At 74.6% G+C, this 24,533-nt stretch carries 27 protein-coding genes; 14 read left to right on the plus strand and 13 right to left on the minus strand.

The window, feature by feature from the left end; translation table 11 throughout:
• The first annotated feature begins 7 nt into the window (after nt 1-7).
• From ACZ6Q9_RS24975 to ACZ6Q9_RS24985, 3 genes are read left to right on the plus strand one after another with little or no spacing between them, the layout of a single operon-like run.
• Nucleotides 8-748, plus strand: a complete 741-nt coding sequence (locus tag ACZ6Q9_RS24975) for a hypothetical protein (RefSeq protein WP_393453023.1) — start codon at nt 8-10, stop codon at nt 746-748.
• Nucleotides 749-770: 22 nt separating this feature from the next.
• Nucleotides 771-1,178 (plus strand): CoA-binding protein, encoded by a 408-nt coding sequence (locus ACZ6Q9_RS24980; RefSeq protein ID WP_396829755.1) that lies wholly within the window; start codon nt 771-773, stop codon nt 1,176-1,178.
• A gap of 45 nt (nt 1,179-1,223) precedes the next feature.
• Complete coding sequence (locus tag ACZ6Q9_RS24985; protein ID WP_396829756.1) at nt 1,224-1,361, plus strand: hypothetical protein; 138 nt, start codon at nt 1,224-1,226, stop codon at nt 1,359-1,361.
• Nucleotides 1,362-1,373: 12 nt separating this feature from the next.
• On the opposite strand, the gene ACZ6Q9_RS24990 is transcribed toward ACZ6Q9_RS24985, so the two are convergent.
• Nucleotides 1,374-2,570 (minus strand): acyl-CoA dehydrogenase family protein, encoded by a 1,197-nt coding sequence (locus tag ACZ6Q9_RS24990; RefSeq protein WP_393258201.1) that lies wholly within the window; start codon nt 2,568-2,570, stop codon nt 1,374-1,376.
• A 174-nt stretch (nt 2,571-2,744) separates the two neighbouring features.
• Here ACZ6Q9_RS24990 and ACZ6Q9_RS24995 point away from each other — a divergent pair, with 174 nt between their 5' ends.
• Nucleotides 2,745-3,296: a DUF4190 domain-containing protein gene (locus ACZ6Q9_RS24995; RefSeq protein ID WP_396829758.1), complete on the plus strand. Its 552-nt coding sequence runs from the start codon at nt 2,745-2,747 to the stop codon at nt 3,294-3,296.
• Nucleotides 3,297-3,315: 19 nt separating this feature from the next.
• Here the strand turns inward: ACZ6Q9_RS24995 and ACZ6Q9_RS25000 are convergent, their stop codons facing one another.
• Nucleotides 3,316-4,221, minus strand: a complete 906-nt coding sequence (locus tag ACZ6Q9_RS25000) for an SDR family NAD(P)-dependent oxidoreductase (RefSeq protein ID WP_350701482.1) — start codon at nt 4,219-4,221, stop codon at nt 3,316-3,318.
• Between the two features lie 120 nt (nt 4,222-4,341).
• Between ACZ6Q9_RS25000 and ACZ6Q9_RS25005 the strand changes: the two genes are divergently transcribed.
• Nucleotides 4,342-4,848, plus strand: coding sequence for a DUF4190 domain-containing protein (locus ACZ6Q9_RS25005; RefSeq protein WP_396829759.1), 507 nt, complete (start codon nt 4,342-4,344; stop codon nt 4,846-4,848).
• Nucleotides 4,849-4,905: 57 nt separating this feature from the next.
• Here the strand turns inward: ACZ6Q9_RS25005 and ACZ6Q9_RS25010 are convergent, their stop codons facing one another.
• Entirely contained in the window at nt 4,906-5,862 is a 957-nt protein-coding gene (locus ACZ6Q9_RS25010; RefSeq protein ID WP_396829760.1) for an HpcH/HpaI aldolase/citrate lyase family protein, read from the minus strand.
• A 128-nt stretch (nt 5,863-5,990) separates the two neighbouring features.
• Between ACZ6Q9_RS25010 and ACZ6Q9_RS25015 the strand changes: the two genes are divergently transcribed.
• Together ACZ6Q9_RS25015 and ACZ6Q9_RS25020 are read left to right on the plus strand one after the other, a co-directional pair.
• Nucleotides 5,991-6,815 carry an SDR family NAD(P)-dependent oxidoreductase gene (locus tag ACZ6Q9_RS25015; protein WP_396829762.1) on the plus strand — a complete coding sequence of 275 codons (825 nt, stop codon included), beginning with the start codon at nt 5,991-5,993 and terminating at the stop codon, nt 6,813-6,815.
• 40 nt (nt 6,816-6,855) lie between these two features.
• Nucleotides 6,856-7,608 carry a GNAT family N-acetyltransferase gene (locus tag ACZ6Q9_RS25020; RefSeq protein WP_396829763.1) on the plus strand — a complete coding sequence of 251 codons (753 nt, stop codon included), beginning with the start codon at nt 6,856-6,858 and terminating at the stop codon, nt 7,606-7,608.
• 28 nt (nt 7,609-7,636) lie between these two features.
• Here the strand turns inward: ACZ6Q9_RS25020 and ACZ6Q9_RS25025 are convergent, their stop codons facing one another.
• On the minus strand, nt 7,637-9,838 hold the full coding sequence (locus ACZ6Q9_RS25025) for an APC family permease (protein WP_393258183.1): 2,202 nt from the start codon (nt 9,836-9,838) through the stop codon (nt 7,637-7,639).
• A gap of 137 nt (nt 9,839-9,975) precedes the next feature.
• Nucleotides 9,976-10,935, minus strand: coding sequence for a DMT family transporter (locus tag ACZ6Q9_RS25030; protein ID WP_393258180.1), 960 nt, complete (start codon nt 10,933-10,935; stop codon nt 9,976-9,978).
• Nucleotides 10,936-11,039: 104 nt separating this feature from the next.
• Here ACZ6Q9_RS25030 and ACZ6Q9_RS25035 point away from each other — a divergent pair, with 104 nt between their 5' ends.
• On the plus strand, nt 11,040-11,822 hold the full coding sequence (locus ACZ6Q9_RS25035; RefSeq protein ID WP_393453047.1) for an HAD family hydrolase: 783 nt from the start codon (nt 11,040-11,042) through the stop codon (nt 11,820-11,822).
• A gap of 40 nt (nt 11,823-11,862) precedes the next feature.
• On the opposite strand, the gene ACZ6Q9_RS25040 is transcribed toward ACZ6Q9_RS25035, so the two are convergent.
• Together ACZ6Q9_RS25040 and ACZ6Q9_RS25045 are read right to left on the minus strand one after the other, a co-directional pair.
• A complete protein-coding gene (locus ACZ6Q9_RS25040) occupies nt 11,863-12,372 on the minus strand; it encodes a hypothetical protein (protein WP_393258174.1) in 510 nt (169 codons plus the stop codon).
• A gap of 92 nt (nt 12,373-12,464) precedes the next feature.
• Nucleotides 12,465-13,334 (minus strand): PhzF family phenazine biosynthesis protein, encoded by an 870-nt coding sequence (locus ACZ6Q9_RS25045; protein WP_396829764.1) that lies wholly within the window; start codon nt 13,332-13,334, stop codon nt 12,465-12,467.
• Nucleotides 13,335-13,367: 33 nt separating this feature from the next.
• Here ACZ6Q9_RS25045 and ACZ6Q9_RS25050 point away from each other — a divergent pair, with 33 nt between their 5' ends.
• From ACZ6Q9_RS25050 to ACZ6Q9_RS25060, 3 genes are all read left to right on the plus strand, one after another.
• A complete protein-coding gene (locus tag ACZ6Q9_RS25050) occupies nt 13,368-14,651 on the plus strand; it encodes a magnesium transporter MgtE N-terminal domain-containing protein (protein WP_350701507.1) in 1,284 nt (427 codons plus the stop codon).
• The gene (locus ACZ6Q9_RS25055) at nt 14,644-15,261 is read left to right on the plus strand and encodes a DUF1003 domain-containing protein (RefSeq protein WP_393258168.1); all 618 of its coding nucleotides are present in this window, start codon (nt 14,644-14,646) and stop codon (nt 15,259-15,261) included. Before ACZ6Q9_RS25050 ends, ACZ6Q9_RS25055 begins: the two co-directional genes overlap by 8 nt.
• Before the next feature lie 156 nt (nt 15,262-15,417).
• Entirely contained in the window at nt 15,418-16,566 is a 1,149-nt protein-coding gene (locus ACZ6Q9_RS25060; protein ID WP_393258165.1) for an Mrp/NBP35 family ATP-binding protein, read from the plus strand.
• 214 nt (nt 16,567-16,780) lie between these two features.
• On the opposite strand, the gene ACZ6Q9_RS25065 is transcribed toward ACZ6Q9_RS25060, so the two are convergent.
• Both ACZ6Q9_RS25065 and ACZ6Q9_RS25070 read right to left on the minus strand, forming a co-directional pair.
• Nucleotides 16,781-17,203, minus strand: coding sequence for a twin-arginine translocase TatA/TatE family subunit (locus tag ACZ6Q9_RS25065; protein WP_393258163.1), 423 nt, complete (start codon nt 17,201-17,203; stop codon nt 16,781-16,783).
• Between the two features lie 75 nt (nt 17,204-17,278).
• Nucleotides 17,279-18,604 carry a S1C family serine protease gene (locus ACZ6Q9_RS25070; RefSeq protein WP_396829765.1) on the minus strand — a complete coding sequence of 442 codons (1,326 nt, stop codon included), beginning with the start codon at nt 18,602-18,604 and terminating at the stop codon, nt 17,279-17,281.
• Between the two features lie 299 nt (nt 18,605-18,903).
• Between ACZ6Q9_RS25070 and ACZ6Q9_RS25075 the strand changes: the two genes are divergently transcribed.
• Entirely contained in the window at nt 18,904-19,491 is a 588-nt protein-coding gene (locus tag ACZ6Q9_RS25075; protein ID WP_357693991.1) for an O-methyltransferase, read from the plus strand.
• Between the two features lie 40 nt (nt 19,492-19,531).
• On the opposite strand, the gene ACZ6Q9_RS25080 is transcribed toward ACZ6Q9_RS25075, so the two are convergent.
• Both ACZ6Q9_RS25080 and ACZ6Q9_RS25085 read right to left on the minus strand, forming a co-directional pair.
• Nucleotides 19,532-21,004, minus strand: a complete 1,473-nt coding sequence (locus ACZ6Q9_RS25080; protein WP_396829767.1) for a leucyl aminopeptidase family protein — start codon at nt 21,002-21,004, stop codon at nt 19,532-19,534.
• A 129-nt stretch (nt 21,005-21,133) separates the two neighbouring features.
• Entirely contained in the window at nt 21,134-21,301 is a 168-nt protein-coding gene (locus ACZ6Q9_RS25085; RefSeq protein WP_007455245.1) for a DUF3117 domain-containing protein, read from the minus strand.
• A 190-nt stretch (nt 21,302-21,491) separates the two neighbouring features.
• Between ACZ6Q9_RS25085 and ACZ6Q9_RS25090 the strand changes: the two genes are divergently transcribed.
• Together ACZ6Q9_RS25090 and ACZ6Q9_RS25095 are read left to right on the plus strand one after the other, a co-directional pair.
• The gene (locus ACZ6Q9_RS25090; RefSeq protein WP_393258155.1) at nt 21,492-22,316 is read left to right on the plus strand and encodes a PaaX family transcriptional regulator; all 825 of its coding nucleotides are present in this window, start codon (nt 21,492-21,494) and stop codon (nt 22,314-22,316) included.
• Nucleotides 22,313-23,104, plus strand: coding sequence for an enoyl-CoA hydratase/isomerase family protein (locus ACZ6Q9_RS25095; RefSeq protein WP_393453056.1), 792 nt, complete (start codon nt 22,313-22,315; stop codon nt 23,102-23,104). Before ACZ6Q9_RS25090 ends, ACZ6Q9_RS25095 begins: the two co-directional genes overlap by 4 nt.
• 105 nt (nt 23,105-23,209) lie before the next feature.
• On the opposite strand, the gene ACZ6Q9_RS25100 is transcribed toward ACZ6Q9_RS25095, so the two are convergent.
• Both ACZ6Q9_RS25100 and ACZ6Q9_RS25105 read right to left on the minus strand, forming a co-directional pair.
• Nucleotides 23,210-23,833, minus strand: coding sequence for a hypothetical protein (locus ACZ6Q9_RS25100; RefSeq protein WP_393453059.1), 624 nt, complete (start codon nt 23,831-23,833; stop codon nt 23,210-23,212).
• Between the two features lie 13 nt (nt 23,834-23,846).
• On the minus strand, nt 23,847-24,428 hold the full coding sequence (locus ACZ6Q9_RS25105) for a DNA-3-methyladenine glycosylase I (RefSeq protein ID WP_393453062.1): 582 nt from the start codon (nt 24,426-24,428) through the stop codon (nt 23,847-23,849).
• Nucleotides 24,429-24,533: the final 105 nt, after the last annotated feature.

A 24,533-nucleotide genomic window follows, 5' to 3' on the forward strand; every position in this document is an offset into this window, starting at 1 on the left:
TGCCGCCGTGCGGGAGAGGATCGACCGGGCACTGCGCCGGCAACGGATCGCGGTGACGGTCGCGCTGGCAGTCGGGCTGCTGTGGGGCGTGGCGACCGGGTGGGCGCTGCGCACGGGCGATACCGGCGCCCTGCTCACGCTGCCGCCGTTGCTCGCGCTCTGCTGGAGCCTGCTGCGGCTGTTCGGACGGCCGAGCACCGCCGAGCTGCGGGTCGCGGAGCAGGAACGCGCCTTCTTCGGGCCGCCCAAGCACGGGATCGGCTACCGCTGCTCCCTCCTCGGCTTCCTCGCCTTCCAGGCGACGTACCAGGCGAGCCACCCGGCTGCCTCGACACCGGACGGGTGGCGGTGGCTCCTGGGGCTCCTGTCCGGGCTGTTCGCCGTAACGCTGACGGTCGCCCTCTGGCGACGCGTACCCACCGTCGCGTTGACGCCGGACGGGATCACCGCGGGCGACCCGCTGCGGCACCTCCACGTGCCGTGGGAGGCCCTGGACCCGGCGGTACGGGTCCGCTCGCCGCGGCAGTCCGGCTTCCTCCGGTTGCCGGTGCGGCGACCGGAGCTGATCCGGCACCGCGGCCTCGGCGTGCGCCGCGCGGTGGCCATGGAGACCGGGGAGCTGGACGTCGCGCCGGAGCCGCTGGTCGGGGCGATCCGGCACTACCTCGCCCACCCGGAGCACCGCGCGGCCATCGGCACGTCCGAGGAGTACGCCCGGCTGCGCCGCGCGCTCGGGAGCGGCGGCTGAGCGGCGGGGTTAGAGTCGGCGGGTGCGTTCCGCTCAGCAGATCCTCGCCGACTCCGCCGTGATCGCCGTCGTGGGCGCGTCCCGCGACCCGCGCAAGGCCGCGCACAGCGTGCCGTTGCAGATGCAGCGGTACGGCTGGCGGATCATCCCGGTCAACCCGACCGCCGACGAACTGTTCGGCGAACGGGTCTACCGGTCGCTGGCCGAAATCCCGCACCCCGTCGACCTGGTCGACGTGTTCCGGCCGGCGCAGGACGCGGTCGAGGTGGTGCGCGAGGCGGTGGCGATCGGCGCCCCGGCGGTCTGGTTGCAGCTCGGCATCGTCTCGGCCGAGGCGCGGCGGATCGCCACCGAGGCGGGCATCGACTACGTCGAGGACCGCTGCCTGATCGTGGAGCGTGCCGCTGGTGGCCTCACCCGACTGAGCTGACCCGGCTCGGGAAGGGTCTCGCCACAACGGCAACGGCCGCCCGCCGTGTCGTACGGCTGGCGCTCCTGGTCGCGGCGGCCGCGCCTGGCGGCCGCGATCGAGGCGTACCGGGAACGGCCGCAGGTGCTGGCGGTGGGGCCGGTCACCGCACCGGAACCGGCCGTCGAGCCGGCCGGTGGGTGACCGGCGCGCCCGTCAGAGCTTGTACTCCTTGAGCAGGCCGCGGGAGATGATGGTCTTCTGGATCTCCGAGGTGCCCTCGCCGATGAGCAGGAACGGGGCCTCCCGCATCAGCCGCTCGATCTCGTACTCCTTGGAGTAGCCGTAGCCGCCGTGGATGCGGAACGCCTCCTGGACGACCTCGGCGCAGTATTCCGAGGCGAGCAGCTTGGCCATGCCGGCCTCGACGTCGTTGCGCTGGCCGGCGTCCTTGAGGCGGGCGGCGTTGACCATGAGGGCGTGCGCGGCTTCGATCTTGGTGCCCATCTCGGCGAGCTTGAAGGCGACCGCCTGGTGCTTCGCGAGCGGCTGGCCGAAGGTGCGGCGCTGCTGGGCGTACGCGACGGCGAGTTCGAAGGCGCGGATGGAGATGCCGCAGGCGCGGGCGGCGACGTTGACCCGGCCGACCTCGATGCCGTCCATCATCTGGTAGAAGCCGCGGCCGACCTTCTCCGCGCCGCCGAGGACGGCGGTCTCGGGGACGGTGACCCCGTCGAGCACCATCTCGGTGGTCTCGACGCCCTTGTAGCCCATCTTGTCGATCTTGCCGGGGATGGTCAGGCCGGGCGCGGTCTCGCCGAAGCCGGGCTCCTTCTCCAGCAGGAACGTGCTCATGTTCCCGTAGACCGAGTCCGCGCCGGTGTCGGTCCTGACCAGGGTGGCCACCACCGAGGAGTACGCGCCGTTGGTCAGCCACATCTTCTGGCCGTTGATGACGAACCGGTCGCCCTCACGTACGGCCTTCGACTTGATCGCCGAGACGTCGGAGCCGCACTCCGGCTCCGACATCGAGAAGGCGCCGCGCACCTCGCCGGTGGCCATCCTCGGCAGCAGCCGGGCCTTCTGCTCGGCCGAGCCGTGCTGGGAGATCAGGTACGCGACGATGAAGTGGGTGTTGACGATGCCGGAGATCGACATCCAGCCCCGCGACAGCTCCTCGACCACCAGGGCGTAGGTGAGCAGGGACTCGCCGAGCCCGCCGTGCTCCTCGTCGATGGTGAGGCCGAAGAGGCCCATCTCGCGCATCCCGTCGAGGATGTCGGTCGGGTACTCGTCGGCGTGCTCCAGCCGCTGCGCGTGCGGGATGATCTCCTTGTCGGCGAACTCCCGGACCGTTTCCAGGATCGACCGCTGCACATCGGTCAGGCCGGGCGTCTGGGCGAGTCGGGCCATCTCAGCCTCCGGGGGTCGGCGCCTTACTCATGGGTAACTGAACGCTCGGTCAGTATCAGCCGCCTGGCGGGCGAGGCCAAGGTGACCAGTCCACACAACCGCTGTGAAAAGGTTCACCGCTGCGGGTAGCGTCCGGCAAGAGGGGACGTGATCCGCCACCGGCAGGAGGAGACCGTGAGCCAGCCACCGCCGCCGGGCCCGCCCGATCCGGACCGGCCGCCGTCGCCCTGGGAGCCCCCGCCGGGCCACGACCCGTCGCGGTCCGAGCCGCCACCGTCGTGGTCCGAGCCGCCGGCGCCGTACGGGCAGCCGCCCGCCCACGAGCAGCCGTCCTACGGGCAGCCGTCCCACGGGCAGCCGGCGTACGGGCAGCCCTCCTACGAGCAGCCCGGCGAGCCGCCGCACGGCCAGCAGTGGGCGCACCAGCCGCCGTACGCCCCGCAGGTGCCCTACGGGCAGTACGGCCCGCCGTCCGGCCCCCGCCCTGGCGGGGGCACCAACGTGCTGGCCATCCTGTCACTGGTGCTCGCGTTCGTGTTCGCCCCGGCCGGCATCGTGCTCGGGCACCTGGCCAAGCGGCAGATCCGCACCACGGGCGAGGAGGGCGACCAGCTCGCCACCTGGGGCCTCGTCCTCAGCTACGTCTTCACCGGGCTGGGCCTGGTCGCCTGCTGCGGCTGGATCGCCCTGGTCATCGCCGCCGGCGACCACGGCACCACCTACTGACGCCCGCCGTCGGCCCGGGTCAGCGGAACTGTGCCTCGCGGACGCTGTTGCCGCCGTCCACCACCAGCATCTGCCCGGTGATGTACGACGCGGCCGGCGAACAGAGGAAGGTAATCGCCGCGGCCACCTCGTCCGGCGTGCCGGGGCGGCCGACCGGGGTGCCGAGGCCCTGCTTGATCTCGGCGACGGTCGAGGCCGCGGTGTGGATGGTGCCCGGGGCGACCGAGTTGACGGTCACCCCGTCGGCGATCATCTCCATCGCCAGTGCCCGGGTCAGCCCGACCACGCCCGCCTTGGCCGCCGCGTACGCCGCCTCGGTCGGCAGGGCGTTGACCGGCCCGGCGGTGGCCGCGAGGTTGACGATCCGGCCCCAGCCCCGCTCGGCCATGCCGCCGATGAAGGCCCGGCTGCACAGGAACGCGGTGGTGAGGTTCCGGTCGATCTCGCCGCGCCACTCGTCGTAGCTGAGCTGGGCGACCGGGCGCAGCACCTCGGGGCTCGCCCGGCTGGCCAGCCCGGCGTTGTTGACCAGCACCTCCACGTCGCCGAGCTGCTCGGTGACCGCGTCGGCGAGCGCCCCGACCTCCGACTCGTCGGTGAGGTCGGCGACGAAACCGGTGACGCCCAGCTCGCTGGCCCGCTCGTGGATGCGTCGGGTGGTGGAGACGATGGCCACCCGGGCGCCGAGATCGGTCAGCCGGCGCGCCGTCGCGTACCCGATGCCGTCCGGGCTGCCCGCCCCGGTGACCAGGGCGACCTTCCCGTCGAGTCGCATCGTCACCGGGTCCGGCAGCGGCGCCGGCTCGTCGGTGCCGGCGGGGCTCGCCGCGGCGGCGGCCCGGGTGCGCCGGGCCAGGCCGGGGCGGCTCACGTCCCGTCTCGGTCGGCTTCCGGAGCGGTCCGCGGCTCGCGCGTCAATCACCATGCCAGGATCCTGCCCGCTTCCCGGGGCCCGGGCAACGCGGCACACCCGGTGGCGACCCCCCAGGGTTTGCGCCGGCGTGACTACCCTGACGGGCGCACCCGCACCCAACGGAGTAGACGAATGACATATCCCCCGCCGTCCGGCGGCTGGAACGACCCGGCGTGGTCGGGCCAGCAGTCGAGCCCGCCCGCCGACCCGGCGAGCGGCCAGCCCATCCCCACCCAACCCACCGCCGACCCGTACGCCCCGGCGGACCCGTACGCGGGCGGCGACCCGTACGCCGGCATGAAGCAGGCGGACCTGTCCACGCCCGCCGGATACCCGCCGCCGCCGGCCTACCCGGCGTACGGCTACGGCGCCCCGCAGAGGACCAACGGCATGGCGATCGCCGCCCTGGTGCTCTCCCTGGTCGGCTTCGCATCCTGCATCACCGCGCCGGTCGGCGCGATCCTCGGTCACGTCGCGGCCAAGCAGATCCAGCAGACCGGCGAGGGCGGCGAGGGCATGGCGAAGGCCGCCATCATCATCGGCTGGATCCTCACCGGCCTGATCGTGCTGGGCATCCTCTTCTACGTGGGGATCATCATCTTCGCGATCAGCCAGGCAGACACCAGCAGCAGCTACTGAACGACGGTGCCGCCCCGGTGTGGACCGGGGCGGCACGGATCGTCGGTCCCGGCGGGACTACTCCGCCGGCGGGGTGAAGGACGAGGTCCGGGTCATGCCCGCGGCCCGGCCCTTCGCCGCGACCACGAGGGCCATCTTGCGCGACGCCTCGTCGATCATCTCGTCACCGAGCATCACGGCGCCGAGCCGACCGCCCGCCTCCGAGGTGTAGTGCTCGTACGCGTCGAGGATCAGCTCGGCGTGGTCGTAGTCGGCCTGGGCCGGCGAGTAGACCTCGTTCGCGGCGTCGATCTGGCCCGGGTGCAGCACCCACTTGCCGTCGAAGCCGAGCGCCGCAGAGCGCTTCGCCACCTCGCGGAACGCGTCCACGTCGCGGATCTGCAGGAACGGGCCGTCGATGGCCTGCTTGTCGTGCATCCGCGCGGCCATCAGGATGCGCATGAGGATGTAGTGGTAGGGGTCGCCCGGGTAGTCCGGGATGAGGGCGCCGACCACCAGGGACTTCATGTTGATGGAGGCCATGAAGTCGGCCGGGCCGAAGATGATCGTCTCGACGCGGGGCGAGGCGGCGGCGATGGCGTCCACGTTGACCAGGCCGGCGGCGTTCTCGATCTGCGCCTCGATGCCGATCCGGCCGACCGCCAGGCCGAGCGTCTTCTCCAGCTGGGTCAGCGTCATGTCGAGCCACTGCACCTGGGCCGCGTTCTGCACCTTCGGCAGCATGACGCAGTCGAGGTTCGCGCCGGCCCCCTCGACCACGTCGATGACGTCCCGGTAGGTCCACGGGGTGGTCAGGTCGTTGACGCGCACGACCCGGGTCTTGCCCGACCAGTCGCCCTCGTTGAGCGCCGCGACGATGTTCTTCCGGGCGTCGGGCTTGGCCAGCGGGGCGACCGCGTCCTCCAGGTCCAGGAAGACCTGGTCGGCGGGGAGGCCCTGGGCCTTGCCGAGCATCTTGACGCTGGAGCCGGGTACCGCGAGGCAGGACCGGCGGGGGCGACCGACTGCGGCCATGGATGCGCTCCTTCCAGCGTGCGGCGGGCACGCCGACGCCACCTGACGAGAAAGGCGAGAACTTAACGATCCCAAAGGGCTTTGTGACGCCACGGTAACCTCGTGCCGTGACCGGGGTGAATGGACCTGTGGAAGATTTCACTGGGCGTCGGCTGGTGGTGGTGACCGGGGCCAGCTCGGGCATCGGGCTGGCGGCCGCCGTCGACCTGGCGCGCCGCGGTGACCAGGTGGTACTGGTCGGCCGGGACCCGGCCCGGCTCCAGGCCGCGGCGGAGCAGGTGCGCGAGGCGTCCGGCGAGCGGCCCGAGCTGTTCCGGGCCGACTTCGCGGTGCTGGACGACGTCCGCCGGCTGGCGGAGAAGCTGCGGGCCGCGTACGACCGGATCGACGTGCTGGCCAACAACGCCGGCGCGATCGTCCTCCAGCCGCTCACCACCGTCGACGGTTTCGAGCTGACGGTCCAGGCCAACCACCTGGCCCCGTTCCTGCTCAGCAACCTGCTGCGGGACCGGATCGGCCGGATGGTGGTGACCGCCTCCGCCGCGCACCGCAGCGGCGCGCTCGACCCGGACGACCTGAACGCCCCGCTGCGCCGCTACCGGCCGATGCAGGCGTACGGGACCAGCAAGCAGGCGAACATCCTCTTCACGGCCGAGGCGGCCCGGCGCTGGCCCGAGATCCCGGCGTACTGCCTCCACCCCGGGGTGGTGCGCACCCGGTTCGCCAACGACAGCCGGCTGGTCGCCCTGGGCATGCGGCTGCTGCCGTTCCGCAGCCCCGAGAAGGGGGCCGAGACGCTGGTCTGGCTCGCCAACCAGGATCCGTCCCGGCTGCGTACCGGCGGCTACTACGCCGACCGGCAGCCGCGTCGGCCGCTGCGCAAGGCGGCCGACCCGCAGCTCGCCGCCCGGCTCTGGGCGACCAGCGCCGAGGCGGTCGGCGTCGCAGGATAGCGGTGTCGCCCGTGGCCGCCCCGCTGCCATACTCCGCCGCATGACGACGGGGAACGGCACCGCCGCGCGCGACGCCACGGCCGGCGGCGGCAACGGCGACACGCTACGGGTGCTCGGCGCGGACGAGGAGTTGGCGGCCCGGCTCGACGCCGAGCTGACCGCCTTCAACAATCGGGCGACCGGCGCGGCCGACGAGGCCGACCTCTCCGTCCGGGTCACCGACGCTGCCGGCGAACTCGTCGCCGGGCTGACCGGCTGGACCTGGGGCGACTGCGCCGGCATCAACATGGTGTGGGTGCGCGAGGACCGGCGGGCCGAGGGCTGGGGCGGCCGGCTGTTGCGCGCCGCCGAGGAGGAGGCTCGCCGGCGCGGCTGCACCCAGATGTCGGTCGCCTCGTTCTCGTTCCAGGCGCCGGAGTTCTACCGTCGCAACGGCTACCTCGACACCGGGCGTCGGGAGGGCATCCCGGGCGGCCACGTCGACCACCACTTCTGGAAGTCGCTGGTCACCGATCCGGCTGCGGCGTTGCGCCTGGTCGCCCTGGTGGAGTTGCCCGAGGTGGAGGGCGGTCGGCGGTACGAGGACACGGTGCTGGGCCTGCTCGGGCGGCACGGCGGGCGGTTGGAGCGCCGGCTGCGGACCGGCGACGGGCACACCGAGGTGCACCTGATCCGGTTCGACACCCGCGACGGCTACGACGCCTTCCTGGCCGACCCGGAGCGGGTGGCCCTGCGGGCCGCGCTGGGCGACGCCGCCCCGGCCGCCCGGGTGCTGGAGGTCCACGAGGTCTGACGGCCGCCGCCACCGGCCGGCGAGGAACCTACTCGTCCGGGTGCACCGGCAGGCTGGTGACCACCACCCCGGGCAGCCGGCGCAGCGCCGCGCGGAGCCGCTGCTCCGTGCGGCTGTGCAGCAGCCGGTGCCAGCGGCTGCGCACCACCACCTCCGGCACGACGACGGTCAGCACCAGGTCGGCGCGGGAGGCGTGCAGCGCCTCCAGGTAGTGCGCGAGCGGCCCGATCACCGCCCGGTACGGGGACACGATCGTCTCCAGCCGCAGGTGGTCGCCCCATGCCTGCCACTGCTCCCGGAACCGGTCCGCCTCCGGCTCCTCGGGGGCGATGTGCACGGCCAGCGTCGGCTGCCCGAGCGAGGCCGCGTACGCCAGGGCCCGCAGCGAGGACCGGTTGAGCCGGGCGACCGGCACCACCACGAGGTGGCGTACCTGCTCGGGTAGTTCCTCGTCCTCGGGCGCGGCGGGCCCGGCGGTGGGCGGCCGCGCCGGCACCACCGGCGGCCCGGGCACCGGGCCGGCCGGCGGCGGGTGCAGCGCGAGGGAGCGGTGCAGCGTCCGGTAGTGCCGCTGGATGGCCCGGAACAGCAGGATCAGCAGCGGCACGGCGACGACCACCACCCAGGCGCCCTCGGTGAACTTGGCGACCGCCGCGGTGACCAGGACCAGCCCCGAGAAGACGGCGCCCACCGCGTTGATCGTCGCGCGGCGTCGCCAGCCGGACCCGCGCCGGCGGCGCCAGTGCACCACCATCCCCGTCTGGGACAGGGTGAAGGCCAGGAACACCCCGACCGCGTAGAGCGGGATCAGCGCCTCGGTGCGCCCCCGGAAGGCCACCAGGATCACCGCTGCCGCGGCGGTCAGCGCGACCAGCCCGTTGCTGAAGGCGAGCCGATCCCCCATGTGCAGGAACCGGCGCGGCGCGTGGCCGTCCCGGGCCATGAAGAACAGCAGGCGGGGAAAGTCGTTGAAGGCGGTGTTCGCGGCCAACAGCAGGATCATCGCCGTCGCGGCCTGGAGCAGCCCGTACCAGGGACCGCTGGGAAACGTGACCCGGGCCAACTGGGAGAGCATCGACTGCTCGGCGGTGGGCACCAGCCCGGACAGGTGGATCAGCCCGATGAGCCCGAGGAAGAACAGCACCAGCATCGCGACCATCCAGGTCAGCGTGGTGCGCGCGTTGCGCCACTCCGGCGGCCGGAACGCGGGCACCGCGTTCGAGACCGCCTCGATGCCCGTCATCGACACCGCGCCGGAGGAGAACGCGCGGAGCACCAGCAGCAGCCCCAGCCCCTCGACGGCCGGCACCGGCGGCGGGTCGACCGGGACGAACCCCCGCTCGGCCACCCGGAACCAGCCGACCGCGAGCAGCGCCAGCAGCGCGACCACGAAGGCGTACGTGGGCAGCACGAAGAGGTTGCCGGCGGTGCGGACGCCGCGCAGGTTGCCCGCGAGCAGCACGCCGACCACGGCCAGCCCGAGGGGCACCGTCCAGCCGGTCAGCCCCGGGACCGCCGAGGTGACCGCCTTGACGCCGGCGGAGACGGACACCGCCACGGTCAGCACGTAGTCCATCATCAGACCCGCCGCCGCGGCCAGGCCCGCCCCCGCGCCCAGGTTGTCGCCGGCCACGATGTACGAGCCGGCCCCGTGCGGGTAGGCGGCCACGGTCTGCCGGTAGGAGACGCCGACCGCGACCATGAGCAGCGCCAGCCCGGCGGCCAGCGGCAGGGACAGCCCGAGCGCGCCGCTGCCGGCGAGCAGCAGCACGGCCAGCATCGCCTCCGGCCCGTACGCCACCGAGCTGAGCAGGTCGGAGGAGAGCACCGGCAGGGCGACCAGCTTGCGCATCCGCTCGTAGAGCACGGCGGCGCTGCTCAGCGGCGGCCCGAACAGCACCCGCCGCAACCGGGTGCCCGCCCGGCCGAAACGGGTGCCGGGCAGGTTTGCCGGCTCGGCGGCGACCAGTTCGTCCGGCTCCCCGACCCGGAACATCGCGATCGGGGCGAGCCGGCCGAACCGGGTTGGGGCCGGCTGGCCGGGATGACGGCGCAGCGTCGGATCGACGGGCAGGATGTCCCCGCCGGGCGGTCGGCCCGGCCGGGCGGCCCGCCAGCGGTCGCCGATCCGGCGCAGCGCCCGCAGCTCGTCCGGGTCGAGTGGCGGGAACTCGGCCGACGGCGTGACGACCGTGCCACGATCGCCCTCGCCGCCGTCCCGCTTCGCCATCCGCCGTCCCGTCCCGTGTCTTCCCTCCCCCGCACTCTCACGGACGCGGCCGTCTCCGGCGGGCGGAACGGCGGTTCTCGCGGCAAAGAGTGTTGGCGGCCGGCCGACCGTGCCCGGGGCCACGGTGCGGCGGGGGGTCAGTCGCGCAGCGGGCCCACGTCGGCCGGGACGGCGGTGGACGCCGGGACCCGGCGGGCGGCGCGGGCGCCCCCGAGCACCACCACCGCGACGCCGGCCAGCAGCAGCGCCAGCCCGGACAGGGCGGTGGCCCGGGGCAGCTGCCCCAGCCAGGCCCAGCCGATCAGGGCCGCGCCCGGGGCCTCCAGCAGGACCAGCACGCTGATCGTGGTCGCCGAGACCCGGCGCAGCGCATAGTTGAACATCGAGTGCCCGAGCAGTTGGGCGCCGGCCACCAGGGCCAGCACGGCGGCCCAGGTGCCGGTGTCGAAGCCGGTCAGCGGCACCCCGCCGACCAGGCAGACCACCAGCAGGAGCAGCGCGCAGACCCCGTAGCAGATGGTGGTGTACGTGGTCGTGCTGATCGTCGTGCGGGCCCGCTCGCCGAACGCGGTGTAGACCGCCGCGAACATCCCGCCGACCACCGCCAGCAGGTCGCCCGCGAAGGCCCGACCCGAGACGCCGAAGTCGGCCCCGGTGGCGAGGGCCGCCCCGGCGACCGCCACCCCGATGCCGACCCACACCGCGACCGGCAGGCGGCGGCCCTGGCCGCGGGCGATCAGGCCCTGCCAGACCGGCTGGGTGGCGCCCAGCGCGGTCGCCGCGGCGACCGAGGTGAGCTGGGCGCTCGGCATCCAGGTGGCGAAGTGGGCGGCGAGGGCGACCCCGGACAGGACGCAGTAGAGGCCCTCGCGCCGCCCGGCGCCGACCGTCAGCGACCGGAACTCGGCGCGCCGCCGGCACAGCGCGTACGGGCCGAGCACGGCGACCGAGAGCGTGTTGCGCCAGAACGCGACGGCCAGGGCCGGTGCCGCCGCGAAGGCCACCAGCGGCGCGGACGACGAGACGGCGACGACAGCCAGGACGAGCGCCCCGGTGGTCACCGGGTCGAGCGTCGGGCGGAGCGGTGCGGTGGACACGGGGAGCAATCCTCACACGGCACGGGCCACCACGGACCGTCAACGCTCGGTTACGATCATGCCTGTCCGCGCCGGCGACCCCTCGACCGCCCGGAGGCGCTCCCATGCCCACCTACCAGGCGGTGCTGTTCGACTTCTTCGGCACGCTGACCCGTTCCGTGCAGCGGGGCGCGGCGCACCGGTCGACCGCCGAGCTGCTCGGCTGCCCGCCCCGCACGCTCGTCGACGTGCTCGACCGCACCTTCTACGAGCGGGCCTGCGGCCGGTACGGCAACGCCGAGGCGACTCTGCGCTGGGTCTGCGAGCAGGCCGGCGTGCACCCCTCGGACGACGCGGTCCGGTCGGCGGTGGCCTCCCGCCACCGGGCCGTACGCGCCGACACGCGGCTGCGCGACGAGGCGGTGCCCACGCTGGCCGCGCTGCGCCGGCGCGGCCTGCGAACCGGGGTGATCAGCGACTGCACCCACGAGCTGCCGGCGTTCCTGCCGCAGTTGCCGGTCGCCCCGCTGCTCGACGTGCGGGTCTTCTCGGTGCAGGTCGGGCGTTGTAAGCCGGACCTGGCGCTCTACCAGGCGGCGTGCGGGCGGCTCGGCGTGGCCGCGGCGGACTGCCTCTACGTGGGCGACGGCGGCAGCCAGGAGCTGACCGGGGCGGAGCGGGCCGGCATGACCGCGGTGCGGCTGGCCGCGCCGGACCTGGCCGAGCACATGGTGTTCAACGCCGACGCGGCCTGGCGCGGGCCGGTGCTGCGCTCGCTCGACGAGGTGGTCGACCTGGTCGACCGGTCGCCGATGCCGGCGGGCACGCCGACCCCGGCGGCGGCACCCGTGCCGGCGGGGGCATCCGTGTCGACGGGGCCACCCGTGCCGGCGGGCTGCCTCTCCTGACCCGGCCGTGCCCGCGGCCCACGACGTGACCGGCCCGGTTTCAGCGGCGGCGGACCCGGTGCAGGCGGAACGGCTTGCGGATCGCCCGGACCACCGGCGCCTCCCGGGGCACCTCGGCCAGCGAGCCCGCGGGCAGCGCGGCGCCGGCGAGCGGCTCCCCGGCCGGGGCCAACCGATTCACCGCGCAGCCGTCGGCCGCCCAGCGGTCAACCAGCTCGGTGGTCGGCCCGGGCGCGTTGAGCCGCTTCGCGGCCACCAGCGGGGCCGTGCTCTCCCAGTGCTCGGTGCCCGGCACGAGGCGGCTCACCCGGGCCGGCCAGGTGACGATCCGCCCGCCGTGGTCGCCGCGCAGGGTGACCTGGGCGTCGGTGGCGTCGGCCAGCCCCGGCGCGGACTGCTCCCCCGGGCCGCTGACCACGAAGAGCGCCCCCTCCAGGGGGACGCACCAGAGAGCGAGCGCCGGCCCACCGGGCACGCTCACCCACGCCACGGCGGCCTTCTTCATCGCCTCGTCGACCAGCGGCGTGCTGGTCCGGTCCGCGTCGGTCACACCGGCATCCTCCCGCACCCGCCCCAGTCCCGTCAGCGCCGCCCGGCGTCCGGCCGCGTGGCCGGTGGCCGTGGCGGCACGGATGGCGCAGGTCAGCCGACGAACGGGGGGACCATGATCTCGCCCCGGGCCACCGGCATGACGTGGCCGGCCACGGTGGCGCCCACCGCCTGGCCGCCGGCGGCGGTCACCGTGCAGGCCAGCACGGACGGCCGGTTGATCTCGATGCCCTGGTGGACGGTGTACTCCGCGCGCCCGTCGGCGGGGAGCAGGCCGCTGGCGACCAGCCACACCCCGAGGCCCAGGGCGGCCGAGCCGGTGGCCGGGTCCTCCGGCACGCCCAGCCCGGGAACGAAGACCCGGGCGTGCGCGGTTTGCGCGGCGGCGTCCCAGGAGAAGACGCTGACGTGCTCCACTCCGTACCGCTGTGCCGCCGCCGCGTTCACCGTGGCGCGGGCCGCCGCGTCCGGGCGGACCGGGAGGTACGGGAACTCCAGCCCGCAGCCGGCCACCCGGGGCGCCGGGCCGACGTGGTCGTCCGCCGTCAGGCCGGCCATCTCCAGCAGCGGCTCCGGGTCCAGCTCGGGGCCGAGGGTGGGGACGCCGCCGGTCAGCGTGGCCCCGGTCGCGGTCACCTCGATCGGAAGCACGCCCGCGCCGCACTCCTGGGTGACCTGCCCCGCCGGGAAGAGTCCCCGGCGGCTGGCGGTCACCGCCGCGCCGACGCTGGGATGCCCGGCGAAGGGCAGTTCCTCGGCCGGGGTGAAGATGCGGGCCCGGTAGGTGGCGCCGACCTGGGTGGGCGGGAGCACGAACACCGTCTCGGAGAGGTTGAACTCACACGCGAGCGCCTGCATCTGCTCGGTGGCCAGCGCTTCGGCGCCGAACACCACGGCCAGCGGGTTGCCGGCGAACGGGCGGTCGGTGAAGACGTCCACGATCTCGTAGGCCAAGGTCGACATGTTGATAAACACTAGGCGCTTAGGCTGGTGCCCGTGAGCACGCCGACCCGGATCTACATCGCCCGGCTCGCCGGGGTCGCCGTCTTCGACCCCAACGGTGACCAGGTGGGCCGGGTCCGCGACGCGGTGGCCCGGCTGCGGCCGACGCAGCGCCCACCGGAGGTGGTCGGGCTGGTCGCCGAGATGCCGATGCGGCGGCGCATCTTCCTCTCCATCAACCGGATCACCTCCATCGACGCCGACGCGGTCGTGCTCGGCAGCGGCACGCTCAACCTGCGGCGCTTCGAGAAGCGCCCGAACGAGCTGCTCGTGCTCCAGGAGCTGCTCGACCGGCGGGTGCAGGTCGAGCCGGGCGGGCAGCCGGGCTCGGTGGTCGACGTGGCGATGGAGTGCAGCCGGGGCGGCGAGTGGTCGCTGACCCGGGTGGCCGTACGCGAGCAGACGGGCCGGCTGAGCCGCCGGGGTCACCTGCACCAGGTCGAGTGGGAGCGGGTACGCGGGCTCAGCGGCATCGCCGACAGCCGGGGCACCGCCAACCTGCTCGCGGTGCTGGAGGACATGCGCCCGGCCGACCTCGCCAACGCCCTCCAGGACCTGCCCGACGCCCGGCGCAACGAGGTCGCCGCCGCACTCGACGACGAGCGCCTGGCGGACGTGCTGAGCGAGCTGCCGGAGCACGACCAGGTGGAGATCCTGGCCGCGCTGGACCGGGAGCGGGCCGCGGACGTCCTGGAGGAGATGGACCCCGACGACGCGGCCGACCTGCTCAGCGAGCTGCCGCCCCCGGAGCAGGACGTGCTGCTCGACCTGATGCAGCCGGACGAGGCCGACCCGGTGCGTCAGCTGCTCAAGTACACGCCCGGCACGGCGGGCAGCGTGATGACCTCCGAGCCGGTGATCCTGCCGCCCGACGCCACGGTCGCCGAGGCCCTGGCCCGGATCCGGGAGCCGCAGCTGTCGCCCGCGATCGCCGCGCAGGTCTTCGTGTCCCGGGCGCCGATGACCACCCCGACCGGCCGCTACCTCGGCATGGTGCACTTCCAGCGGCTGCTCCGCGAACCGCCGGCCGACCTGCTCGGCGGGGTGGTGGTCAACGACATCGACCCGCTGCGGGCCACCACCCCGCTGCCGGAGATCACCCGCCGGATGGCCACGTACGACCTGGTGGCCATGCCGGTGGTCGACCGCAACAACCGGCTGGTGGGCGCGGTCACGGTCGACGACGTGCTGGACCACCTGCTCCCCCGGGACTGGCGGGACCGGGACGCCGCCGCGAGCCCGGCCGCCACCGAGCCGGTGGGCGGCGCGGATGGCTGACCAGCGACGGGCGCCGCGGCTCGACCAGCCACGCGAGCCCCGGGGCGTCAAGCTGCCCCGGTTCGACCCAGAGGCGTTCGGGCGGTGGTCGGAGGGCATCGCCCGGGGCATGGGGACGGCGAACTTCATCGTCTACATGACGGTCGTGATCGCGCTCTGGTTCGGCTGGAACACCCTGGCCCCGGCGCACCTGCGTTTCGACCCGTACACCTTCACGTTCCTGACCCTGGTGCTGTCCCTCCAGGCCAGCTACGCGGCCCCGCTGATCCTGCTGGCGCAGAACCGCCAGGCGGACCGGGACCGGGTGGCGCTGGAGGAGGACCGCCGGCGGGCGACCATGCAGAAGGCCGACACGGAGTACCTGGCGCGGGAGATCGCCGCGCTGCGCAACGCGATGGGCGAGGTGGCGACCCGGGACTTCCTCCGCTCGGAGCTGGCCCGGCTGGCCGAGGAGCTGGACGAGGCGAGCCAGCGCCGGCAGCGGTTGGAGCGCCGCCACCAGGAGCGGTCCACGCAGCTCGAGCAGGGCGGGGGCGGGCTCGACGAGCCCCGCGACGACCTGGACGGCGACTGGGCCCGGGACGGCCGGCCGGAGGCCCGGGACGCGTGAAATGCCGCTCGCCCCGGGGGGCCGGGCGGGCGGCGTTCGGGTTGAACGTCCCATTTCGCGCCGCAGGCGGTCCACCCCCAACCGTCGTCATCGATTCGCTCACACCGGGCCCCGCTGGCGGCGGCGCGGGGTCACCCCCGACGTAGCATTGCGGGCATGTCAGCACCCGTCAGCACCGTCTCCGACGCGATCCAGGCCGCGCTGGCCACCGTCAACGACCCGGAGATCCGCCGGCCCATCACCGAGCTGGGCATGGTCCGCTCCGCCGAGGTCGGCGACGACGGCGTCGTACGGGTCGAGCTGCTGCTCACCGTCGCCGGCTGCCCACTGAAGGACAAGCTGCGCGCGGACATCACGGCGGCGGTCGGCGCGGTGCCCGGGGTGACCGGCGTGGAGATCGAGTTCGGTGTGATGAGCCCCGAGCAGCGCCAGGAGCTCCAGGCGAAGCTGCGTGGCGGCGGCGCCTCCCAGGAACCGGTCATCCCGTTCGCCCAGCCGGGCTCCCGCACCCGGGTGTACGCGGTCGCCAGCGGCAAGGGCGGCGTCGGCAAGTCCAGCGTGACGGTCAACCTGGCCGCGGCGCTGGCCGCCCGCGGGCTCTCCGTCGGCGTGGTCGACGCGGACATCTACGGCCACTCGGTGCCCCGGATGCTCGGCGCGGACGGCCGCCCGACCCGCGTCGAGGACATGATCATGCCGCCGCAGTCGCACGGCGTGAAGGTCATCTCGATCGGCATGTTCACCGCCGGCAACGCCGCCGTGGTGTGGCGGGGCCCGATGCTGCACCGGGCGTTGCAGCAGTTCCTCGCCGACGTCTACTGGGGCGACCTGGACGTGCTCCTGCTCGACCTGCCCCCGGGCACCGGCGACGTGGCCATCTCGCTGGCCCAGCTGCTGCCCAACTCCGAGATCCTGGTCGTCACGACGCCGCAGACCGCCGCCGCCGAGGTGGCGGAGCGGGCCGGCGCGATCGCCCTGCAGACGCACCAGCGCGTCGTCGGCGTCATCGAGAACATGTCCTGGCTGGAGCTGCCGGACGGCTCGCGGATGGAGGTCTTCGGCGCGGGCGGCGGCCAGACGGTCGCCGAGTCGCTGACGAAGACCATCGGCGCGCAGGTGCCGCTGCTCGGGCAGGTGCCGCTCGACACCCGGGTCCGCGAGGCCGGTGACGAGGGCACGCCGATCGTGCTGGCCGAGCCGGAGTCGCCGGCCGCGAAGGCGCTGGGCCAGGTCGCCGACCGGCTCGCCCTGCGGCGGGAGTCGCTGCTCGGCAAGCCGCTGGGTCTCAAGCCCGCCGGCCGCTGATCCGCCCGCCGGCCCCGCCGGCGCTGTCGCCACCCGACCGGGGCGGCGTTCCCCCGGGAGCGCCGCCCCGTCGCCGTTCCCACGAGGCGTACGGCGTGGCACCGGCCCGGCGACCCGCGGGCGTCGGGCCGGTGCGCCGGGCCCGGCACCCCGTCGCAACGATGCCCGGGCAGGCCGGGGGCGCTGGTCAGGCCGAAGCGGTGGGCGCGGGGTCTCAGGTGGCGTCGTCGTAGCTGACGCGGGGGGCGGGGGCCGGCGCGCCGCCGGTGGTGGTGCTCGGGCGGGTGCCCTTCGACCGCAGGTCCGCTGCGGAGGCGACGTCCTTCAGCTCGTTGTGCACGCCGGTGACGTCCGCGCGCAGGTTGTCGTAGACGCCCTGCAGCGGCTTCCGGATCGCCTGCTCGTCCTCCTCGCTGAGCAGGTGCTTGCGGATGAACGCCTTGGGGTGCAGATCCTCCAGCTGGATGTCGGTGCCCAACTCCCGGCTGAGGTCGGTGGTGGCACTGTGGGCCATTTTGCGCAGGTTGCGCACCATCCGCAGGCCGTCACTGATCACGGCAGGCAGCCGGTCGCCGAAGATCAGCAGCGCCAGGAGCAGCAGCCCACCGATCTCCCACCAGTTCAGGTTGTCGAACACTGCACGGGCCTCCTCTCCGCGTCAGCAGCAAGACTACGCACGTCGGACGCCGCGCGGGGAGGGGGTGACCGGCTGCTACTTGGCGTCTGCGGCCAGCGTCACTGAGGCGTTCTGCCGGTCGGAGCCCCGGCGGTACTCCACCGTCACCACCGAACCCGGCGCGAACTTCCGCACCAGGGCGATCAGGTCGGTCGGCTCGGTCATCGGCCGCCCGGCGAGCTTGAGGATCACGTCGCCGGCCCTCAGCCCCGCGCCGGCCGCCGGCCCGGACGGCTCGACGGCCGCGAGGCGTACGCCGGCCCCGCTGGCGCCCGCGCCCTGCCCGCCCACCTGGGCGCCGATGACCGTCCGCCGGGCCTTGCCGGTGCCGATGATGTCCTGGGTGACCCGCTTGGCCTGGTTGATCGGGATGGCGAAGGCGAGGCCGATGTTGCCCGCCTCCTGCCCGTCCGAGACCAGCGACTTGATCGTCGAGTTGACGCCGATCACCCGGCCGGCCCCGTCGACCAACGGGCCGCCGGAGTTGCCGTGGTTGACCGCCGCGTCGGTCTGGATCGCCGCGTAGTAACGCGTGGGGCCGCCCGGCTCGCCGGCCTGCATCGTCCGGTCCAGCGCGCTGACGATGCCGGCGGTGACCGTGTTGGCCAGCGAGAGCGGCGACCCGATGGCCAGCACCGGGTCGCCCACGGCCAGCGCGTCCGAGTCGCCGAACTCGACCGGGCGCAGGCCCGTCCGGGAGACCTTGATCACCGCGATGTCGGACTCCGGGTCCTGCCCGACCACGGTGGCCGGGGCCGAGCTGCCGTCGTTGAAGATCACCGACGCCTTGCCGCCGGTCGCTCCCGCCACCACGTGGTCGTTGGTGATCACGTGCCCGTCGGCGCTGGCGACGAAGCCGGAGCCCTCGCTGGTGCCGCCGAGGCTGGCCACCCGGACGGTCACCACGCTGGGCAGCACCCGCTCGGCGACCCCGGCGAGCGACTCGGGCCGGCGCTGGGCCAGGCCGGGGGCCTGGGGGTCGGCGCCGAGCACCGGCCCGCCCCCGGCGCCGCCGCGCACCGCGAAGGCGTACCCGAGGGCACCGCCGAGGCTGCCCGCGAGCAGCGCGGTGATCAGCGGGATGAGCAGGAGTTGGCGCAGCGTCGGCCGGCCCGGTGCGTCCGGGTCGCTGACCGGCTCGGGCTCGGTGCCGGGGCTCGGGGCGGCCGGCAGCACCACGGCGGCCGGCGCGGCCGGGTCGCGCCACGGGTCGGCGAGCGCGTCGGACCACCAGGGCGAGGTCGTGCCGCCCGCGGCGCCCTGGAGCGCCGGTGGCGGCCCCGCCGGCGGGTACCCGGGCCCCGGCGGTCGCGCCGGTGCCGGAGTCCCCCCGGGCTGGCGCCAGTCCCAGCCGTCGGTCACGTCGGTGCCTCCCAGTCCTTCCCCGGATCCCGCGCGCCACGGAACCGGCGAGGGGGCCGCCCGGTCGCGATCGACGGAATACCGCTTCCAGGATTACACGGATGCCACGGACTCAGTCACCGGTTGCCGGCCGTGATCGTCGGGTGGCGGACGCGCGGCTGCGTCCGTTCGACGTCGCCTCTAGGCTCACAGTGCCCACCCGCCCCCGCACCACTCGCGCCGCCCGGAGGTGTCCCATCGCCACGGTCGCCGGTTCCGGCAGTTCGACGACCCAGGCCCTGCAGTTCGCCGAGTCCTACGTGACCGAGGACCTCGTACTGCGCACCGCCCGCAGCCTGGCCCGGGAGGTCGGCCTCGACGCGGTCACCCCCGGCGCCGGCGCGGCGCTGCGGCTGCTCGCCGCCGCCGGCAGCGCCCGCGCCGTGGTGGAGATCGGCACCGGCACCGGGGTCAGCGGGGTCTGGCTGCTGCGCGGCATGCGCGCCGACGGCGTACTCACCACGATCGACGTGGAGGTGGAGCACCAGCGCATCGCCCGCCGGATCTTCGCCGAGGCGGGCTTCGCCGCCGGCCGGACCCGGATCATCACCGGCCGGGCGTTGGACGTGCTCCCCCGCCTCGCCGACGGCGCGTACGACCTGGTCTTCGTGGACGCCGAGTCGACCGGGTTCGCCGCCTGCGTGGACGCGGCGCTGCGGCTGCTGCGGCCCGGCGGCGTGCTGGCGCTCAACGGCATGCTGGCCGACGGCCGGATCGCCGACCCCGCCGCCCGGGACGTCGAGACGGTCACCATCCGCGAGACGATCAAGGCGGTCCGGGAGTCGGAACACTGGACCCCGGCGCTGCTGCCGGTCGGCCACGGGCTGCTCGCCGCCGTGAAGTGCTGACGCCGGCGCCGGCCCGCCGGGGGCCGGCGCCGCCCGGCGGTCAGCCCAGCGTCGCCAGCCAGCGCAGCAGCGAGCGTACGCCCCAGCCGGTCGCGCCCTTGGTCAGCTCGGCGTCGTCGCCCTCGGCCCACGACGGCGCGGACATGTCCACGTGCAGCCACCGGTCGCGCAGCTCGCCGGTGAACTCCCGCAGGAACAGGGCGGCCATCACCGAGCCCGCGCCCCGGTCCGGCGAACTGTGCAGGTCGGCCAGGTCGCTGCCGAGGTGCTCGACGTAGTCGGCGGGCAGCGGCATCCGCCAGGCCGCCTCGCCGGCGGCCCCGATCGCGGCCAGCACGTCGGCGGCGAGTCCGTCGTTCTCGCTGTAGAGCGCGCCCATCCGCTTGCCCAGCGCGACCGCGTTCGCCCCGGTCAGCGTGGCGAGGTCCACCAGCAGGTCGGGCTTGAGCTCGGCGACCGCGTAGGCGAGCGCGTCGGCGAGGACCAGCCGCCCCTCGGCGTCGGAGTTGGTGGTCTCGCTGGTCGTGCCGCCGTAGTGGCGGACGATGTCGCCGGGGCGGAACGCCGAGCCGCTGAGCATGTTCTCCGCCAGCGGCGCGAGCGTGGTGACCCGGACGGGCAGGCGCAGCGCCGCCGCGCCGAGGGTGGCCGCGACCACCGCCGCCGCGCCGGCCATGTCCTTGCGCATCAGCTTCATCGCCGGCACCGGCTTGATCGAGATGCCGCCGGTGTCGAAGGTGATCCCCTTGCCCACCAGCACCACGTGCGTACGCGCGCCGGCCGGTCGCCAGTCCAGCTCGACCAGGCGCGGCGCGCTGGCCGAGCCGCCGCCGACCGCGAGGATACCGCCGAAGCCCTCCGCCGCCAGCTCCTCCGGGCCGCGTACCCGCAGGTGCAGGTCCGGCACGTCGACCTCGGCCGCGGCGAGCGCGACCTGGCCGGCGAACCACTCCGGGTTCTTGACCGACGACGGGGTGTTGGTGAGGTCGCGGGCGAACCTGGTCATCCGGGCGGTCGTGCCGGCAGCCGCCACGGCCGGCCCGTGCGCGTCCGGATCGGCCACCACGACGTCGACCCCGGCCAGCGCCGCGGCGGCGCCCGCCTCGGTCAGCCGGAACCGGTACGACGCCAACAGCAGCCCCTCGACGAGCCCGCGTACGGCCGCCGGGGTGGCCCCGGCCGGCATGACCAGAGTGACGCGCGTCTCATCCTTGGCGGCCCGGGCGAGCGCCGCGCCGGCCGTCCGCCATTCCGCCTCGTCGCCCTCGCCGATCCCGAGCAGCAGCAGGCGGCCGGGGTCGCGCCCGGGCCGGAGGTGCGCCTGGACCTCGCCGGGCCGCCCGGTCGCGCGCGCGGCCGGGACCAGGGCGGCGGCCTCCTCGGCCACACCGTCGGGCAGCGCCACGTCGGTCGGGACCGGCCGGGCCGGGGCGTCGTCGGCCGCGGCGGGCCGCACGGGCAGCACGAGGACGTCGGGCCGTTCCGGCTCGACGAGCAGACGAATGGCGAGCACGCGGAGCCGTACCTCCAGGAAAGCTCGCGGAGCCGGGCTCCGCGGGGAATGAAGACCCTGAGCCACCGGCCGGGCCGGTGGCTCAGGGGTTGACGAAACGCCCGCGCGGGCGCGCGGACCGCTCCTCGGTCAGCCGGCAGCCGCCTTGAGCGCGTCACCGAGCGCGTTGGCCTCGTCGGGAGTCATCTCGACGACGAGCCGGCCACCGCCCTCCAGCGGGACCCGCATGACGATGCCCCGGCCCTCCTTGGTGACTTCCAGCGGACCGTCGCCCGTCCGCGGCTTCATCGCCGCCATGTTGTCTCCCCTCAGACCTACACCAGGGTCGGTGGGTTGCCCCACAGCCACTTCGTCTTGACCACCCGCAACGTACGCGGGGGTGTCGACCAACGATTTTCCCTGATGAACACCGCCGGACCCAAACCGAAGCAGCATTGATGTAACAGCATCTAGCTTATCCTGAGAAGGCCTGTCACAATGTGCGGTCATGCAGGCACGGTCGGCACTCTTCGACCTGTACGGCGACCACCTCCGGGCGAGGGGCGGCCGGGCACCCGTCGCCGCCCTGGTCAAGCTGCTGGCGCCGCTCGGGATCGCCCCGCCCGCCGTGCGTACGGCGGTCTCCCGGATGGTCCGCCAGGGGTGGCTGGATCCGTGCCGGCTCACCTCCGGCCCGGGATATTCGATCACACCGAAAGCCGCCCGCCGACTGGACGAGGCAGCCGCCCGGATCTACCGGACCGGCCGGATCACCTGGGACGGCCGGTTCGACCTGCTGGTGCTGGAGGCACCCGCCGCGCGGCGGGAGCGCCAACGCCTCGCCGCCAACCTGACCTTCCTCGGCTACGGGGCCCTGGACGACTGCACCTGGGTGGCCACCCGCCCCGGCGAGGACGTGGACGTGCTGCTCGACGAGGCGGGTGTGCGCTACGAACGGTTCACCGCCGCGCACACCTCCGGCACCCCCGGCGCGATGGGCGTCGTGCGCCGCGCCTGGAACCTGACCGAGATCGGCCAGGCGTACGAGCAGTTCGTCGCCGAGCAGCGGCCGCTGTTGGCCGGCGTCACCGTACGCAGCCAGGACGAGGAGGCGTACGCCGCCCGGTTCCGGCTCGTGCACGCGTGGCGTACCTTCCTCTTCCGGGACCCGCAGCTGCCGCCGGCGCTGCTCCCCGAACGCTGGCCCGGCACCGCCGCGGCCAGTTTCTTCGACCGGCACGCGGCCCGGCTGCGGCCGGCCGCAGACCGGTACGTCGAGCAGTGCCTCGACGCCGGCAACCGCCTCGCCCGACAGAAGGGTCGTGAGACGTGACCGAGCCCCTGCTCGTCGACCGCACCGACGCCGTCGTCACCCTGACACTGAACCGCCCGACGGCGATGAACGCGCTCGACGTGGCGCTCAAGGAGGCGCTGCGGGACACCCTGGCGGAGCTGGAGAACGACCGCTCCTGCCGGGCGGTGGTGCTCGCCGGCGCGGGCCAGTCGTTCAGCGCGGGCCAGGACCTGCGCGAGCACGTGCAGACGCTGGAGTCCAACGACGGCGACCCGCTCCACACCGTCCGGGCGCACTACAACCCGATCGCCGCCCGGCTCGCCAACCTGCCGAAGCCGGTGGTCGCGGCGGTGCGGGGGATGGCCGCCGGGGCGGGCGCCTCGCTCGCCTTCCTGGCCGACATCCGCATCGGCGGGCCGTCGACCAGCTTCCTGATGGCCTTCGCCAGGGTCGGGCTCGCCGCCGACACCGGCGCCTCCTGGACGCTGCCCCGGCTGGTCGGCCACGCCAAGGCGGTCGAGCTGCTGATGCTGGCCGAGCCGGTGCGCGCGGCGGACGCCCGCCAGCTCGGGCTGCTCAACCGCCTGGTGGAGGACGACGAGCAGGTGCTGCCGACCGCGCAGGAGCTGGCCGCCCGGCTGGCCGCCGGCCCGACCGTCGCGTACGGGGCGATCAAGCGGCAGCTCTCCATCGCCGACGCGGGCACCCTCGCCGACGCCCTCGCCGCCGAGGCGCAGGCGCAGGCGATCTGCGGGGGCACCGCCGACCACCGGGCCGCCACCGTCGCCTTCGTCAACAAGCAGAAGCCGGCCTTCGAGGGCCGCTGACGCCTCCGGCTCCGCCCGGGCGTCGCGTCGCGACCGCCCGGGTGGCCCGGCATCGGCGCAACCGCCCCGGCCCGGCGCCGTCGCGGCGACGTCGCCCCGGTCAGGTCAGTCGTCCTCCTCCGGATCCTGGTTGGCCTCCGCGCCGAGCACGAACGCCTGCATGGCCAGCTCGTCGCCGGAGGGAGAGACGAAGGCGGGCAGCTCACGCGGCCCCAGCTCCTGCACGTAGGCCCAGAACAGCCGGACCGCCTCGGCGGGCGAGGCGGCCTCGATCGGCAGGTCGAGGCTGACCAGCCAGGAGCGCCGCTGCGGCGGCGGGCCGAGCTTGTCGGCCAACTCCCGGAACACCGTCGGGTCCAGCGCGGTCACCGGCCCGTCGAGCGCCACCGCCTCGGCCGGCACCGGCTCGTCGAAGGCCCGCCGGGTGTACGCCACCACCAGCGGCGCCTCGCCCCGGTCGGAGAGCGGATCCTCCGGGTCCTCCCGCTCCTGTCCGCTGGCCGCGGCGACCCGACCCAGCGCCACCAGCCGGGGCGGCTCGTCGGCCAGCACCGCCACCCGGTCGCCGGGACGGGGCCGGTCGGCGGCGGCCAGGCCGGTCAGTTCGAGCGTGTCGTGGTGGACGAGCCGCTCGGCCTCGTAGCGCCCGCCGGGAAGCAGCACGGCCCAGGCCCCCGTGCCGTCGGCGTGGGCCGCCCCGTCCACCCGGTGCGCGGTGTCGGTCGTCATGCCCTCCATCCCATCACGCCGCCCGCGCCGCCACGACGTGGCAGCCCGCAAGGTGGTCGTCGACCATCCCGGTGGCCTGCATCAGCGCGTAGGCCGTGGTGGGGCCGACGAACCGGAAGCCGCGCTTCTTGAGCGCCTTGGCCATCGCGGTGGACTCGGCGGTCAGCGCGGGCACCTGCGCGAAGGACGTGGGCCGGGCCGGTCGGGGCGGTGGGGCGAAGGACCAGAGCAGCGCGGAGAGCCCCTCGGGCAGCTCCAGCGCCGCCCGGGCGTTGGCGATCGCCGCCTCGATCTTGGCACGGTTGCGGACGATGCCGGCGTCGGCGAGCAGCCGGGCCACGTCGGCCTCGCCGTAGCCGGCCACCGTCTCGATCCGGAAATCGTCGAAGGCCAGCCGGAACGCCGGGCGCTTGCGGAGGATGGTCAGCCAGGACAGCCCCGACTGGAACGCCTCCAGCGTGATCCGTTCGTAGAGCGCGTCGTCGCCGTGCAGGGGGTGGCCCCACTCGATGTCGTGGTAGGCGGCGTAGTCCGGGGTGCTGGTCCCCCAGCCGCAGCGCGGCAGCCCGTCGGCGCCGATCACCAGGTCAGTCACGCGTCCACGCTAGGGCACGGGCCCGACGGCCCCGTCGCCCGCGGTCGCCCTCCGGCGTCCGTACGCGCGCCGCGGGCACGGCTCGGTCAGCCCGAGGTCAATGAG

This window comes from Micromonospora sp. NPDC049139 (assembly GCF_055586845.1).

Bases quoted from the DNA above. Each gene is read 5' to 3' on its own strand.
- ACZ6Q9_RS24990 (WP_393258201.1), bottom strand. From the start codon at position 2,570: ATGGCCCGACTCGCCCAGACGCCCGGCCTGACCGATGTGCAGCGGTCG.
- ACZ6Q9_RS25000 (WP_350701482.1), bottom strand. From the start codon at position 4,221: ATGGTGATTGACGCGCGAGCCGCGGACCGCTCCGGAAGCCGACCGAGA.
- ACZ6Q9_RS25005 (WP_396829759.1), top strand. From the start codon at position 4,342: ATGACATATCCCCCGCCGTCCGGCGGCTGGAACGACCCGGCGTGGTCG.
- ACZ6Q9_RS25010 (WP_396829760.1), bottom strand. From the start codon at position 5,862: ATGGCCGCAGTCGGTCGCCCCCGCCGGTCCTGCCTCGCGGTACCCGGC.
- ACZ6Q9_RS25020 (WP_396829763.1), top strand. From the start codon at position 6,856: ATGACGACGGGGAACGGCACCGCCGCGCGCGACGCCACGGCCGGCGGC.
- ACZ6Q9_RS25025 (WP_393258183.1), bottom strand. From the start codon at position 9,838: ATGGCGAAGCGGGACGGCGGCGAGGGCGATCGTGGCACGGTCGTCACG.
- ACZ6Q9_RS25035 (WP_393453047.1), top strand. From the start codon at position 11,040: ATGCCCACCTACCAGGCGGTGCTGTTCGACTTCTTCGGCACGCTGACC.
- ACZ6Q9_RS25045 (WP_396829764.1), bottom strand. From the start codon at position 13,334: ATGTCGACCTTGGCCTACGAGATCGTGGACGTCTTCACCGACCGCCCG.
- ACZ6Q9_RS25055 (WP_393258168.1), top strand. From the start codon at position 14,644: ATGGCTGACCAGCGACGGGCGCCGCGGCTCGACCAGCCACGCGAGCCC.
- ACZ6Q9_RS25060 (WP_393258165.1), top strand. From the start codon at position 15,418: ATGTCAGCACCCGTCAGCACCGTCTCCGACGCGATCCAGGCCGCGCTG.
- ACZ6Q9_RS25085 (WP_007455245.1), bottom strand. From the start codon at position 21,301: ATGGCGGCGATGAAGCCGCGGACGGGCGACGGTCCGCTGGAAGTCACC.
- ACZ6Q9_RS25090 (WP_393258155.1), top strand. From the start codon at position 21,492: ATGCAGGCACGGTCGGCACTCTTCGACCTGTACGGCGACCACCTCCGG.
- ACZ6Q9_RS25100 (WP_393453059.1), bottom strand. From the start codon at position 23,833: ATGACGACCGACACCGCGCACCGGGTGGACGGGGCGGCCCACGCCGAC.